At 65.7% G+C, this 13,394-nt stretch carries 12 protein-coding genes and 2 riboswitches; of the genes, 7 read left to right on the top strand and 5 right to left on the bottom strand.

Going from position 1 to position 13,394, the window contains the following annotated elements; genetic code table 11:
- Positions 1-62: 62 nt before the first annotated feature.
- Entirely contained in the window at positions 63-731 is a 669-nt protein-coding gene (locus F2P46_RS15320; protein WP_208296633.1) for a phosphatase PAP2 family protein, read from the bottom strand.
- A gap of 129 nt (positions 732-860) precedes the next feature.
- Positions 861-3,290, bottom strand: coding sequence for a DUF1631 family protein (locus F2P46_RS15315; protein WP_166891103.1), 2,430 nt, complete (start codon positions 3,288-3,290; stop codon positions 861-863).
- Positions 3,291-3,548: 258 nt separating this feature from the next.
- On the opposite strand from F2P46_RS15315, the gene F2P46_RS15310 reads away from it, so the two are divergent.
- Together F2P46_RS15310 and F2P46_RS15305 are read left to right on the top strand one after the other, a co-directional pair.
- Positions 3,549-4,136, top strand: coding sequence for a hypothetical protein (locus tag F2P46_RS15310; RefSeq protein WP_166891100.1), 588 nt, complete (start codon positions 3,549-3,551; stop codon positions 4,134-4,136).
- 182 nt (positions 4,137-4,318) lie between these two features.
- Complete coding sequence (locus F2P46_RS15305) at positions 4,319-4,588, top strand: hypothetical protein (RefSeq protein WP_166891098.1); 270 nt, start codon at positions 4,319-4,321, stop codon at positions 4,586-4,588.
- Between the two features lie 169 nt (positions 4,589-4,757).
- On the opposite strand, the gene F2P46_RS15300 is transcribed toward F2P46_RS15305, so the two are convergent.
- Positions 4,758-5,318, bottom strand: coding sequence for an ATP-dependent Clp protease proteolytic subunit (locus tag F2P46_RS15300; protein ID WP_166891095.1), 561 nt, complete (start codon positions 5,316-5,318; stop codon positions 4,758-4,760).
- A gap of 134 nt (positions 5,319-5,452) precedes the next feature.
- A riboswitch (glycine riboswitch) is annotated at positions 5,453-5,538 on the top strand.
- A gap of 18 nt (positions 5,539-5,556) precedes the next feature.
- A riboswitch (glycine riboswitch) is annotated at positions 5,557-5,662 on the top strand.
- Between the two features lie 84 nt (positions 5,663-5,746).
- Here F2P46_RS15300 and gcvT point away from each other — a divergent pair.
- From gcvT to gcvP, 3 genes are all read left to right on the top strand, one after another.
- Complete coding sequence (gene gcvT / locus F2P46_RS15295; protein ID WP_166891092.1) at positions 5,747-6,865, top strand: glycine cleavage system aminomethyltransferase GcvT; 1,119 nt, start codon at positions 5,747-5,749, stop codon at positions 6,863-6,865.
- Positions 6,866-6,927: 62 nt separating this feature from the next.
- Entirely contained in the window at positions 6,928-7,308 is a 381-nt protein-coding gene (gene gcvH, locus F2P46_RS15290) for a glycine cleavage system protein GcvH (protein WP_166891089.1), read from the top strand.
- Positions 7,309-7,417: 109 nt separating this feature from the next.
- The gene (gene gcvP, locus F2P46_RS15285; protein WP_166891087.1) at positions 7,418-10,315 is read left to right on the top strand and encodes an aminomethyl-transferring glycine dehydrogenase; all 2,898 of its coding nucleotides are present in this window, start codon (positions 7,418-7,420) and stop codon (positions 10,313-10,315) included.
- A 22-nt stretch (positions 10,316-10,337) separates the two neighbouring features.
- Here gcvP and F2P46_RS15280 read toward each other — a convergent pair whose 3' ends face one another.
- Both F2P46_RS15280 and F2P46_RS15275 read right to left on the bottom strand, forming a co-directional pair.
- On the bottom strand, positions 10,338-11,960 hold the full coding sequence (locus F2P46_RS15280; RefSeq protein WP_166891084.1) for a methyl-accepting chemotaxis protein: 1,623 nt from the start codon (positions 11,958-11,960) through the stop codon (positions 10,338-10,340).
- A 1-nt stretch (position 11,961) separates the two neighbouring features.
- The gene (locus F2P46_RS15275; RefSeq protein ID WP_368737916.1) at positions 11,962-12,360 is read right to left on the bottom strand and encodes a cache domain-containing protein; all 399 of its coding nucleotides are present in this window, start codon (positions 12,358-12,360) and stop codon (positions 11,962-11,964) included.
- Between the two features lie 257 nt (positions 12,361-12,617).
- On the opposite strand from F2P46_RS15275, the gene F2P46_RS15270 reads away from it, so the two are divergent.
- Together F2P46_RS15270 and F2P46_RS15265 are read left to right on the top strand one after the other, a co-directional pair.
- On the top strand, positions 12,618-12,974 hold the full coding sequence (locus F2P46_RS15270; protein ID WP_166891081.1) for a hypothetical protein: 357 nt from the start codon (positions 12,618-12,620) through the stop codon (positions 12,972-12,974).
- Complete coding sequence (locus tag F2P46_RS15265; RefSeq protein ID WP_166891078.1) at positions 12,971-13,381, top strand: cupin domain-containing protein; 411 nt, start codon at positions 12,971-12,973, stop codon at positions 13,379-13,381. Before F2P46_RS15270 ends, F2P46_RS15265 begins: the two co-directional genes overlap by 4 nt.
- The last annotated feature ends 13 nt before the right edge of the window (positions 13,382-13,394 follow it).

Here is a 13,394-nt window from a genome sequence, read left to right as displayed (position 1 = left end):
TCGGCGCGGCCCGCAAAACCGCCCCTGCGCGGCGCCCGCCGAGCGGGCCTGCGCTTGCGGTGTCAAAAACACACGTAATTGAAGTAGCGTTCAGCCTTCGGGCATGGCGGCGAGTAGGGATTGCGGGTCGGCCCCCAGGTGGCCGTGGTGTAGACGCGGTCGGCGCCGGACAGGCCGAGCGCCAGGCCCGTCATCCATTGCTGGGAACTGTGCGCCTCGCCCTTGTAGGGAATGCACAGCAGCGCCACGCTCACGGCGATCAGGACCGGACTCGGCTGAAACTGGCGGTTCGAGCGCACCAGGGCGATGAAAGCGGCCGCGCAGGCCAGCCCCAGCAGGCAGCCGAGGATCGCTTCCGAAGCGCTGTGCGTGCCGACCATCACGCGCGAGAGCGTCACCGCCACGGCCAGCGCCACGCCCAGGCCGACGGCCACGTAGCGCCAGGCCTTGGCCCGTCCGCACAGGGCCAGGTAAGCGGCCACCGGGAACACGGCGGCGGCGCGCGTGGCGTGGCCGCTGAAACCGGCGAAATGGACCGCTTCGATGCCCACGCCCCAGCCGAGGAAAGCGATCTTGCTGCCGATGACCACCAGCAGGGTGGCGCCGAACAGCAGGCACCAGTACAGGGCGCGGCGGCGGCAATGGGCGGCGGCCAGCCAGACGGCGATCGCCACGCCCAGGGGTGCGGTGACGGCAATACCGCCCAGCGCACTAAGGTGATACCAATTCATAGACAAAAGCCGGAAGTGAATAAAGCCGGGCAGGTCGGCGCCGCAGCACCGGCCTTGCCCGGCCCGAATGATACGCGAATGTTAACAATGTGCGGATACTAAGGAAACACCCTCGCGTGCGCGGCCCCTTCAGGCGGCGACCGATTGCGCCTTCTCCGAGTCGCTGAGCGCCTCGTCCATGGCTTGCGACAGCGCCCGGCTGACCACGCCTTCGACCGTCATCACGCGTACGCGCTGGGCGCGGTAAGCTTCGATGAGCTTGTCGGACGAGAGCGAAAACGCTTCCTGCCGCGCCCCGGTCGAAAAAATGTAGAGCGTGCGCAGCGGGCTGATCCAGGCCAGCTTGACCTTGCGGATGCTGCCGTCCGGATCGGTAAATTCGATCCACATATTGCGTTCGAGGGCGTCGACCCCGAGTTCCGCGTCGTCCAGCTCGGCATGGGCGGCTTGTTCGGCCTCGGCCAGCGCTTCGTTTTCCTTGTCCAGCCGGCGCATCGCGTCTTGCTGGGCCACTTCGACGGCGATTTCGAGCTGGCGTTCCGGGGTGATGTCGAGCGGCGCGCGCACGATCGACGCGTGGCACTCGGCCAGGTCGGCGAAAAACTGGATGCGGTCGGCGTCTTGCCACTTGATGACGTCGAGCCATTTGTTCAGGGTTGCCAGCAGGCTCGGCAGCTTGCCGATCAGGTCGCGCCGCTGTTCGTGCGTGATCTTCGGCTTGACGCTCCAGATCAGCTCATCCATGGTCTTGGTGGCGTTGCCGACCGCCCCCGGCTTGTCTTCCTCGACGCTGTAGGCGACCGTCATCACGGACGTCCACTTTTTCTCAAGGAAAGTTTCCAGCATGGCGACCACCTGGCCGCTGCCGACCCGGGCCGCGACCGCGGTCCTGGCCGAGCGCGTGGCGGCGGTGACTTTTTCCTTGCGCAAGGCATCCGCGATCGGGGCGGCAATGGCGGTGGCCGCCGCGTGTTCCTCGGCCTTGATGGTTTCTTCGAGCTCGGCCACCACTTCCGAAAACACATCGGCCGGCTCGCTGCCCTCGTCCTGGCCGCGCCCGACCCGCTCGACGCCGCGCTGCATCACCTGGAACAGCGGATCGTCCGGGCCGGAGCGCTGCTCCAGGCCCATGGTCGACATCAGGTCGATCATGCGGCGCGCCGGGTGCGTTTCTTCGAAGAAGAAATTCTTGTCGGCCAGCGCAGCCTTGAGCACCGGAATTTGCAGCGACTGGATCAGGTCGCGCGAATCCTTGGGAATGTTAGGGTCGAGGAACACCGTCTCGAAAATCTTCGACAGCAGGTCGATGGTGCTCTCGTCGCCACGCGAAAGTGTTCCTTTTGGAATGCTTTCCTTCAAGCGCGGCAAATAGAAGAGGTTCCCCGTTTGGGCTTCCACCGGGGTCGGAGCGACGTTGCTGAACTGGGCCGGCAAGCCGCCCTGGAAACCCTGGAAGCCCTTGAGCGCATCGAGCAGCGAGGCCGGCACCATCACCTGGCCAGCCTCGGCCGAGTGGCCGAAAGCGCCCGCGGCGATACCACCGCCACCGGCAAACTGCGGCGCCGCAAAGCCGGCGCCGGCATGCGCGCCCGGCCCTGCAGCTCCACCATGGGCCGGCGCGCCGCCCTGCCACGGCGCGGGCACGCTGGCCGCGACGCTGTCGGCGCCGGGCGCGCCCTGGAACGCGGCCGCGCCGCTCGGACGCCAGCCGCCGCCGGCGGACGGCGCCATGGCCGGCAGGTCGGGGATCATCGGAATGTCGAACGACGCCGCCGGCGCTTCTTCCTCATCGCTGAGGAACTGGCGCAATTGCTTGGCCAGCTCGGCCTGGCTGCTGGCGCGCGCTTTTTTGGCGGCGACCGCGCTTTCGGTTTTCTTGATCTTGAACGCTTCCACCGAACCGGGCTGCACGTTCTTGTTGATCAGCACGTCGCACAGGGCGTCGTACATCGGCGCGAAGTCGAACAGCAAGGAGGGGCGCAGCATCGGCAGGATCAGGCCATGGGCCTCGATATCCGGTTCGAACTCGCGCCAGGCCTGTTGCAGCGCCGACAGGAACATCTCGGGCCGGAACGGATTCTGGCTGATGCGCAGCACGTCGCGTTCGAGCAGGAAACCGAGCCGGACATTGAGCGTGGCGATCTGGGTCGCATACTGCATTTCGAAGGGGCGGCTGATGGCGTCGAACGCGACCCGGCTGTCCATCTCTTCGTACGGCACCAGTTCGAGCGTGGTTGGCACGCTCGCCAAGGTCTTCTTGGGCGATGGCGCCAGCAATTCGATTTCGGCGCGCATGGAACGCACGATGCCGGAGGCGGCAACATGAAAGAAGGCGTAAGTGTTGTTTTTCAGCAGATTGCCCGACTTCACCCGCAGGAACACCGTGCGCGCATCGAGCGCGGGATCGGTCACATCCAGCAACGCCGCAACGAGACGCGTCGCTACCGCCATCAATTGGTCATTGACGTGCTTGGTCACACTGCCCAGCAGCGTTTCCAGCAACTCGTGGCGTGACGGACCTGTCTTCCTAGCAGCTGTGGAGGGTGAAGGTGGAGCCATTGTCTGCTCGTTCGGGGTTAAAGATCTTTTGCCATAACAAACATTCTCTCACATTATTGCCGACCGGCAACCGGAAAGTTTGAAACAAAGTGTTATTTTTTGTTTAATCGCATGGTGAGTATGCTCATTCTTGCTTTTCCCTCAATAAGAAGCCCCAAATCGTCATTTCGACTGTTGATTAAAAACAAATCCGAGCCTGAGAGTTTCTCTAACATAATAACAATTCCACAGAGCAACCCCTTTCTCAAGGACTACGCCATGATAAGCAGCCGCCGTGCCGACCTCAAGCTGACTCTGACGCTCTGCTTCGCCGTCCTGGTGGCGCTCAGCGCCTGGCTGGCTAGCGTACTGCTGAGCCAGCTTGCCCTGATGGACCCGGTAACGGCACCGGCCGCCCAAAGTTTAGCCGACAATAGCGACGCCCTGCGCTTCGCCGCCTCCGCCGCCATCGCCACCGGGACCGGGACCGAGGCCAGCTACACCACCGCGCGTCTGTGGGTATGGTTTTGTATCATGGCCAACGGCGCCGGAGTGGCCCTGCTCGGCCTGTGGCTCAGGGCCAGCATGAGCGCCCCGGCCGCCCCCGCGCGCCGCTTGCCCGCAACGCTGCCGGCGCCGCGCGGCAATCTGATCGAACGGGCCATGCAAAGCGGCGGTGCGCACGGCGCCTGCATCGACAGCGCCCCGCGCGCCGCCATCCGCGGCCGGCCGGCATCATCGTGCTCAGCGGAGACTTCGGCGCGGCTGGCGCGCATCATCGACAACCTGGCGTTCCAGACCACCCTGCTGGCGGTCAACGCCGCCGTCGAGGCGCAACGCGGCAGCCGCATGCCGCCGAATCGTTAAGACTGTTCCTGTCAGCATTTGTTTCAATTTTGTAGGAACTAATCCTACACGAGTTCAAGGCGCATTCCGATACCTCTTCAACAGTGCGGCTCGCATGATTGTGTCACCGGAAACGCAGACGAGAGCGCCTCTTCAGCTCCACCGGCGAGCACGACATTTTCAAACTTTGAAAAGGAATGAACATGAACTCGAATCAGAAAAGCGGTCAGGGCAACAAGCAAAGCGATAGCTCCGGCTCGAACAAGCAATCGGGCTCGCAAGGCTCCGGCAGCGGCTCGGGCGGCAAAAGCGGCGGCACCCAGGGCGGTACCCACGAGCAGCACGTGGAAGCGGGCCGCCAAAGCCACAAAAATGACGACAGCAATTCGAAACAGTCCGGTTCCGGCTCGGGCAGTAAACAGTCGGGTTCGTCTTCCGGCAGCGGCAGCAAAAGCAGCGGTAGCAAAAGCTGATTAGCGTGACCCCGGCTGGCGTCGCCGGGTTTCCGGGCGGCGCCATGCACCAAACCAACAGGAAGCAATAGAAAGAGTCTGCCTCGGCCTGGCCGTTGACAGGCTCTTTTTTTGCGCGATTGCGGCCCTGGGGCGCACACCGGCCCGGGGACCGGCTGCACCGGCAATCTTAGATATTGCGGATGCGCGCGCCCTTGGGCGGGGAAAAGTCGGCCACGTCATTGACCATGCGCGCCACCTTGGCGTCGCGCGCGGTCAGGTGCAGGTCGGAATACTGGTGGATCGCCCACTGCTCGGGCAACAACTCTATATGCTTGCGCAAGATCGATTCGGTGCGGGCGTCGTCGGCGCGCAGCCCTTCGACAATGATGTTGAGCGCATCCGGACGCGCCCCCGGCGAGGCCGTGGCATGCGACTTGTGCACCATGAAGCGCGCCGTTTCGCTGGCGTAGCGCCGCCTGCCGGACAAAAACAGGATCACGGCGATCGAGGCCACCGCTCCCGCGTTGTACATCACAAACTTGACCGGCGCATTCGACAGGAAGTTGTACAGGCAAAGCCCGTCGCTGACATAGCCGCCGTTCGACTGGATCAAGACGTGCGCCGTTTCGACGCCGTTTTCGCTCATGCCGTCCACCGCATCGAACACGCGGTGCACCATATCGCTGTTGACATCGCCCGACAAAGTGAACCAGGCATCCGTCGATGGGGTCGTTTTTTCTTCGCTCATGGCTGTCTGCTCGCAAAGTAGATGAATTATTTTAACAAATCGGGCCAAGCATGGTTTTCCGCGCATCTCATTCGTGCGCACCCGCGCACGCCCCTGGCAAGGTTGACAGTTCCGCCCTGCTGGCATATCCTCCACAGTCTTGATCGGGAGAGGGCAGCGCAGGCTGCCGCCGAAGGGGCATCACCCAAAAACTCTCAGGCAAAAGGACCGGTCAGGGGTCGGCGGCGCACAGCGCCAACGGCTGAACTCTGGAGAGCGGCCGCGGCACCACGCCGGCGGCCCACCGAAGGGGCAGGCGGAGCATCATCCGCTATCTCTCAGGTATCAAGGACAGAGGGGCGCGAAGCAACACGGAACGGCCAAAGGTACTCCCTTGGGCGCGCCACGTCTGCTCGTCGTACCCCCATTCACTCTGCCTTGAGGATTCCATGACGCTTAAAACGACCCCGCTCAATTCCGCACACCGCGCCGCCGGGGCCAAGATGGTCGATTTCGGCGGCTGGGACATGCCCGTCAATTACGGCTCGCAAATCGAAGAACACCACGCCGTGCGCAGCGATGTCGGCATGTTCGACGTCTCGCACATGTGCGTGGTCGATATCGAAGGCGAGAACGCCCGCCCTTTCCTGCGCGCCCTGCTGGCCAATAACGTCGACAAGCTGCAAGTGGCCGGCAAGGCCCTGTATTCGTGCATGCTCAATCCGCAGGGCTTCGTCATCGACGACCTGATCGTCTACTTCTTCAGCGAGACCTGGTTCCGCCTGGTCGTCAACGCCGGCACCGCCGAAAAAGACGTGGCCTGGATCAGCGCCCAGAACGACGCCACCAAAAGCGGCGTGACGATCACCCAGCGCCGCGACGGCAACGAGCCAATGGCGCTGATCGCCGTGCAGGGCCCGAACGCGCGCGCCAAGGTGTGGCAGGTGCTGCCAAGCACCCAGGCCGCCTCCGAGCCACTGAAACCGTTCAACGCCGTCATCGTCAAGGACACCGCCTTCGGCGACGTGATGGTGGCGCGCACCGGCTACACCGGCGAAGACGGGTTCGAGCTGGCCTTCCCCGCTTCGCAGGCCGAGAACCTGTGGAATGCGCTGGTGGCGGCCGGCGTCACGCCGGCGGGCCTGGGCGCGCGCGACACCTTGCGCCTGGAAGCGGGCATGAATTTGTACGGCCAGGACATGGACGACACGGTCAACCCGCTCGACGCCGGCCTGGCGTGGACCATCGACCTGGCCGCCGAGCGCGACTTCATCGGCAAGACCGCGCTCAAGGCGATGGGCCAGAACTTTCAATTCGTGGGCCTGATCCTGCGCGAAAAAGGCGGCATTTTGCGCGCGCACCAGAAAGTGCTCGCCGCTGACGGCGCGACCGGCGAAATCACCAGCGGCACCTTCAGCCCGACCATGCAGGAAGCGATCGCGCTGGCGCGCGTGCCGATGGGCGTGGCCGTGGGCGACACCGTGCACGTCGAAATCCGCGACAAGAAGCTGGCCGCCAGCGTGATCAAGCTGCCGTTCGTGCGAAACGGTAAAATCCTCGCTGCCTGATTCCTGGCACCTACACTAATGAGCAGTATTTACATCGACCGCGACCTTTTGGAGCAAACACTATGAACATCCCAGCCGACCTGAAATACACCGAGTCCCACGAATGGGTACGCGCCGAAGCTGACGGCACCCTCACCGTCGGCATCACCGAATACGCGCAGGACGCGCTGGGCGACATCGTCTTCGTCGAACTGCCAAAAGTGGGCAAGGTCTTCACCGCCGGCGACGACGCCGCCGTGGTCGAATCGGTCAAGGCGGCCAGCGACATCTATGCGCCTGTCTCGGGCGAGTGCATCGCCGTCAACGACAGTGTCGCCGACGCGCCGGACTCGATCAACACCGACGCCTACGCGGCCTGGCTGTTCAAGCTCAAGCCGAGCGACGCCGGCGCCATCGACGGCCTGCTCGACGCCACCGCTTACGGCAAAGCCACCGCAGAGTAAAAATTCCTGGCCGCCCCGATGACCATCGCGGCGGCCGTCTCTTTTCAGTCCGCCGTCGCGTCCAGCGGCGGCAGTCCCTTTTTCGGCTCCACTACCGGCCCCCACTACCATGACCCGCACCAGCCTGACCCAACTCGAAGCACGCGACTCGTTCATCCCGCGCCATATCGGCCCGTCCACCGCCGAACAGGCAGCCATGCTGGCCACGCTCGGCTATCCGTCGCGCGCGGCGCTGATCGACGCCATCGTGCCCGCCAATATCCGCAAGAAGAGCAAGCTGGAACTGGGCCAGTTCTTCGAGCCGATGCCGGAGCAGGCGGCGCTGGGCAAACTCAAGGCGCTCGCCGCCAAGAACAAGGTCATGAAGTCGATGATCGGCCAGGGCTACTTCAACAGCCACACGCCGGGCGTCATCCTGCGCAATATTTTTGAAAACCCGGCCTGGTACACCGCCTACACGCCTTACCAGCCCGAGATTTCGCAAGGCCGCCTGGAAGCGATCCTGAACTTCCAGCAAATGATCACCGACCTGACCGGCATGGGCATCGCCAACTCGTCGATGCTCGACGAGGGCACCGCCGCCGCCGAAGCCATGACCCTGATCCAGCGCGTCGGCAAGTCGGCCTCGAACGTGTTTTACGTCGCCGACGACGTGCTGCCGCAAACGCTGGAAGTGGTGCAGACGCGCGCCCAGCCGATCGGCGTGGAAGTGCGCACGATCGCGGCGGCCGACATCGGCGCCCTGACCGAGCCCTGCTTCGGTGTGCTGATCCAGTACCCGGGCGTCAATGGCGATGTGCGCGACTACCGCGCCGCCGTCGAAAAACTGCACGCGGCCGGCGCCATGGTCGTCGCTTGCGCCGACCTGCTGGCCCTGACCCTGTTGACGCCTCCGGGCGACTGGGGCTGCGACGTGGTCGTCGGTAACAGCCAGCGCTTCGGCGTGCCGCTCGGTTTCGGCGGCCCGCATGCCGGCTACCTGGCCACGCGCGACGAATTCAAGCGCAGCATGGCCGGCCGCCTGGTGGGCGTGACCATCGACGCGCAAGGCAACAAGGCGTATCGCCTGGCGCTGCAAACGCGCGAGCAGCACATCCGCCGCGAAAAAGCCACCTCCAACATCTGCACCGCGCAGGTCCTGCTGGCGGTGATGGCCTCGATGTACGCCGTCTACCATGGCCCCAAAGGCTTGCAGCGCATCGCCCAGCGCGTGCACCGCTTCACCGCCATCGCCGCCGCCAAGCTCGGCCAGCTCGGCTACGAGATCGTCAACACGACCTACTTCGACACGCTCACCATCAAGAGCGCGCGCGCGGCCGAACTGCACACCATCGCCGTCGAACACGGCGTGAACCTGCGCAAGGTCGATGACAAGCACGTCGGCATCTCGCTCGACGAAACCACTACCCGCGAAGATATCGCGCTGCTGTGGACGATCTTCTCGCAAGGCGTCCCGAACGCCCCGGCCTCGCCCGATTTCGACGCGTTTGATGCGAGCGCGCAGGACGGCTTCCCGGAAGCGCTGGCGCGCAGCAGCACGTATTTGACGCATCCGACCTTCAACCGCTACCACGCGGAACACGAAATGCTGCGCTACCTGCGCGGCCTGGCCGACAAGGACCTGGCGCTGGACCGCACCATGATCCCGCTCGGGTCCTGCACCATGAAACTGAATGCAACGAGCGAGATGATCCCGGTCACCTGGCCCGAGTTTTCCAACATCCACCCGTTCGCACCCGACGCGCAGACGGTCGGCTACCGCGAGATGATCGGCCAGCTGGAAGACATGCTGTGCGCGCTGACCGGCTACGCAGCCGTGTCGCTGCAGCCGAACGCCGGCTCGCAGGGCGAGTACGCGGGCCTCTTGGTGATCAAGGCTTACCATGAGTCGCGCGGCGAAGGCCATCGCAATATCTGCCTGATCCCCTCGTCGGCGCACGGCACCAACCCGGCGTCGGCCAATATGGTCGGCATGAAGGTGGTCGTCACCGCTTGCGACGCCAGCGGCAACGTCGACCTCGCGGACCTGAAGGCCAAGGCCGAACAGCACAGCGCCAACCTGGCCTGCGTGATGGTCACCTATCCATCGACCCACGGCGTGTTCGAAGAAGGCATCGCCGAGCTGTGCGAGATCATCCACTCGCACGGCGGCCAGGTCTACATCGACGGCGCCAACATGAACGCGCTGGTCGGCGTGGCGGCGCCGGGCAGCTTCGGCGGCGATGTCAGCCACCTGAACCTGCACAAGACGTTCTGCATCCCGCACGGCGGCGGCGGCCCCGGCGTCGGTCCCATCGGCGTGGGCGCGCACCTGGCCAAATTCTTGCCGAACCAGCGTTCGAGCGGCTACACGCGTGACGAAGCGGGCATCGGCGCGGTCAGCGCGGCGCCGTTCGGCTCGGCCAGCATCCTGCCGATTTCGTGGATGTACATCGCGATGATGGGCGGCGAAGGCCTGACCGCCGCCACCGAAACGGCGATCCTGGCCGCCAACTACATCGCGCGCCGGCTGGCGCCGCACTATCCGGTGTTGTACACGGGCCACGACGGCCTGGTGGCGCACGAGTGCATCCTGGACCTGCGTCCGATCACCGATGCCACCGGCATCAGCAACGAAGACGTGGCCAAGCGCCTGATGGACTTCGGTTTCCATGCGCCGACCATGAGCTTCCCGGTGCCGGGAACCCTGATGATCGAGCCGACCGAAAGCGAGTCGAAGGCCGAGATGGACCGCTTCATCGACGCCATGATCGCCATCCACGCCGAGATCGTGAAGGTCGAGCGCGGCGAGTACGACCGCATGGACAATCCGCTCAAAGGTGCGCCGCACACGGCCGAAGTGGTCACCGCCGACGTCTGGGAGCACAAGTACAGCCGCGAGCAAGCCGCCTTCCCGGTGGCGTCGCTGCGCAAGCAGAAGTACTGGCCGCCGGTCGGCCGCGCCGACAATGTGTACGGCGACCGTAACCTGTTCTGCGGCTGCGCGCCGATCAGCGACTACGAGTAAAGGGGACCCCGCTCCCCTAAAGTCAGGGCCGCCGGGAAGCGAGCCGCAGATGCGGCGCGGCTTTCTTCGGCGGCCCTTCCATCTCGGGCACGCTGTCGTCAAGCTGGAACCCGCCGACCGCTGTCGACAGGCTTGAAGCCTGGCCTTGCAGCCTTCGGGCCGCCTCTGCCGCCTCTTTCACCAGTACCGAATTGTGGCGCGTCATCTGGTCGATCTCGACGATCGCCTCGCTCACCGCGCCGATCACGCCGGCCTGGCCCACGCTCGCTTGCCCGATCCGGCCAACCATGTCCCCCACCTGCTGCACCGACTGCGCAATGCCGGCCATGCGCGCGCCCGCCTCCGAGGCGATGGCGCTGCCGCCGTCGATGTCGGCCAGCGAATGCGCGATCAGGACCCCGATTTCCTGCGCGGCGCCAGCCGTTCGCTGCGCCAGCGCGCGCACTTCTCCCGCCAGCGCGGCAAAGCCGCTGCCCTGCTCCCCGATCCTGGCCGCTTCCACCGCCGCATTGAGCGCCAGCGCATTGGTCTGGCAAGCCAGCTTGTCGATCACCCCCACCACCTGCGCCATGCGCTGCGCGCTGCCGCGCAGCGCCGCCATCGACAAGACCAGGCGGTCCAGCACGCCGCCACCGCACAGGGCCTGCATCGACGCTTCGTCGGCCAGCCGGTTGGCGCCGCGCGCGCCCTCGAGCGCGCCGCCGGCCGCCGCGCCAAGCGCGCCCACCGTGCCGGCCGCGCGTCGCAGCACGCCGGCCTGGGCCCTGGCATGGGTGGACAGGCCGGCGCTGCCGGTGGCGATATCGCGCGAGGCCGTGTCGATCGAGCGCGCCGAGGCCAACATGCTTTTCAGGGTGGCGTTCAGGGCGCCGACGGCCGCGTCGAGCGTGCGCGCGCTGTCGGCGATTTCGTCGCGCCCGTAGCTGCGGTTTTTTGGGGTCAGATTGCCGCTGGCCAGTTCGCCGGCGGCCGCGCTGATGCCCGCCACGCCGCGCAACAGCGCGCGCCGCACCAGCATGGTGATGGCGAGCGTGGCGGCCACCGACAGCGCCACCAGCAGCGGCACCAGCACCGACAAGGCGGCCAGATCGGCCGCCGCGCGGCTGGACGCCTGCTCGCTCAGTTCCTGCTCGAAGCGCGCCAGTTCGGCCAGTCGTTGCGCCACCACGGCGAAAGCCTGTTCGGCCTTGGACATGGCGTTTGCGCTCATCGAATGATCGACCGGCGAAAACTCGATCACGTCGAGGATGGCGCGCACGTAGGTGGCGTGCGCGGCCCCGGCCTGGGCGATGAAGCGCTGCCCGGGACCATGGCCGCCGGTGCGCCGCGCCAGGGCCGCGAACTTGTGTTCGATGGCGGCGTGGCGCCGGTAGATATCCTGGCCCAGCCCATCGATGCGCGGCGCCGAAAAACTGGCGCCGATCCAGGTCAGCAGCTGATACATGCGCGCATGCGCCTGCTGGACGTCGCTGGCCAGTTCGCCGGCCTCGCGGATGCGCGCGGCGCGCTCGTTGACGACGATCTCGAGCGCCTGGTTCTGGCGCGCCATCGCATGCCACGCGCTGCCGCACGAGGCGATCAGCAGCATCAGCACCATGCACGGTGCGAGTAGCAGTTTGGGACCGATACGCAGGCGCTCGAGCATGTCAGTGCTTGTAGACGCCGGCTTCGAGGGCCACGTCGCCAATGCGCAACACATACGTGGTCTTGGCCTCGACCTTGCCGCTGACCGGATTCTTGAACTTGTAGTCGACCCAGCCACGCCCCGGACCGTTGGCAACCGCAATCATCTCGTGGCGGAACAGTTTTCCGTCGGCGTCCGGGACATCGCGCAGGTCCTTGCCGATCAGGGCCACGGTCGGATGGGCTACGGTGATGCCGCCCAGGTCGCGCATGGCCAGGTACAGCGAGCCCTGGTTATACTCGGGGTCACGGGCATTAATCCGGCGGATCATTTCTTCCTTCCCCTTGAGGCGCATGAAGCGCGCGCCCTTTTCGGCCAGCGCGACCGCATCCTTTTCGCTCGGTTCGGCCGCCGCCGCCACGCCGCACGCCCCCGCCGCGCCCCAGAAACAGGCCAGCCAGACGCCAGCCTTGATGAGAATCTTCACTATGATGTCCTTCAACGTCGATGAACGCGCATTCCGGCGCCGGCGCAGGTATCATTGTCTGCCCGCCGGCCTGCGCAAAATGAGTTTGCGCAATGTTTCCTGAGCGCATAGGTAAATTTACGCGTTCGCGCGGGGCGCCGGTTTGCGCAGGATCAATCGTGCGGACCGCGCCAACCAGTCTAGGAAGAGAGATGGATCGTTCAGTTGTCGCCCTGTTATTGTCAGGCCTGGTGTTTCCAGGCGCCGGCCAGTATTACCTGCGCCGGCGCGCGCGCGCCTGCCTGTTCATCGTGCCGACCCTGATGGCGGCCATCTATTTTTTCAAGAAGGTGATGGACAGCGCCTCGGCGCTGGTCGATGAAGTCCTGCGCGGCGCGCTGCCGGCCGACCCGGTGCTGATCGCCGAACGCCTGCACCAGCAGGGCGACGCCGCCTCGCCCATGATGAACCTGGCCGCCAGCGTGATGCTGGTGTGCTGGCTGGCCAGCGTGGTCGACGCCTGGCTGCTGGCGCGCGCCATCGCGCGCGACGCGAAAGCGACGCCATGAGGCGCCCTGCCCTGGTTTGCCTGCTCGGCCTGGGCCTGGCAGGCTGCGCCGCGCCCACGCCCACGCCCACGCCTGCCCCAGCGTCGGGCGGCGTCGTGCGCACGCCGGTGCACCGGGCCGCATCCTCGTTTCCCGGCACCGATGCGGTGGTGATGCGGGTCGAACTGGCGCCCGGCGCGCGCGCCGGGCGCCACACCCATCCGGGCGACGAAATCGGCTACGTGCTCGAAGGCGAAGGCCAGTTGCTGGTGGACGGCGCGCCAGCGCGCCTGTTGCGCGCCGGCGACGCCTTCGTGGTGCCGGCCGGGGTGGTGCATGACGCCCACAACCCGGGCAGCGCCGGCATGCGCCTGGTCGGCGTGTTCATGGTCGACAGGAAGCAGCCGCTCGCCACGCCGGCCAAGTAAGCGTCGGCGCGCG

Origin of the sequence: Massilia sp. CCM 8734 (genome assembly GCF_011682155.1) — a bacterium.
Lineage (GTDB): Bacteria > Pseudomonadota > Gammaproteobacteria > Burkholderiales > Burkholderiaceae_D > Telluria_A > Telluria_A rubra.
Note: the sequence above shows the minus strand (reverse complement) of the source record. Positions and strands in the feature narration are given on the sequence as shown.

Bases quoted from the DNA above. Each gene is read 5' to 3' on its own strand.
- F2P46_RS15320 (WP_208296633.1), bottom strand. From the start codon at position 731: ATGAATTGGTATCACCTTAGTGCGCTGGGCGGTATTGCCGTCACCGCA.
- F2P46_RS15315 (WP_166891103.1), bottom strand. From the start codon at position 3,290: ATGGCTCCACCTTCACCCTCCACAGCTGCTAGGAAGACAGGTCCGTCA.
- F2P46_RS15310 (WP_166891100.1), top strand. From the start codon at position 3,549: ATGATAAGCAGCCGCCGTGCCGACCTCAAGCTGACTCTGACGCTCTGC.
- F2P46_RS15305 (WP_166891098.1), top strand. From the start codon at position 4,319: ATGAACTCGAATCAGAAAAGCGGTCAGGGCAACAAGCAAAGCGATAGC.
- F2P46_RS15300 (WP_166891095.1), bottom strand. From the start codon at position 5,318: ATGAGCGAAGAAAAAACGACCCCATCGACGGATGCCTGGTTCACTTTG.
- gcvT (WP_166891092.1), top strand. From the start codon at position 5,747: ATGACGCTTAAAACGACCCCGCTCAATTCCGCACACCGCGCCGCCGGG.
- gcvH (WP_166891089.1), top strand. From the start codon at position 6,928: ATGAACATCCCAGCCGACCTGAAATACACCGAGTCCCACGAATGGGTA.
- gcvP (WP_166891087.1), top strand. From the start codon at position 7,418: ATGACCCGCACCAGCCTGACCCAACTCGAAGCACGCGACTCGTTCATC.
- F2P46_RS15280 (WP_166891084.1), bottom strand. From the start codon at position 11,960: ATGCTCGAGCGCCTGCGTATCGGTCCCAAACTGCTACTCGCACCGTGC.
- F2P46_RS15270 (WP_166891081.1), top strand. From the start codon at position 12,618: ATGGATCGTTCAGTTGTCGCCCTGTTATTGTCAGGCCTGGTGTTTCCA.
- F2P46_RS15265 (WP_166891078.1), top strand. From the start codon at position 12,971: ATGAGGCGCCCTGCCCTGGTTTGCCTGCTCGGCCTGGGCCTGGCAGGC.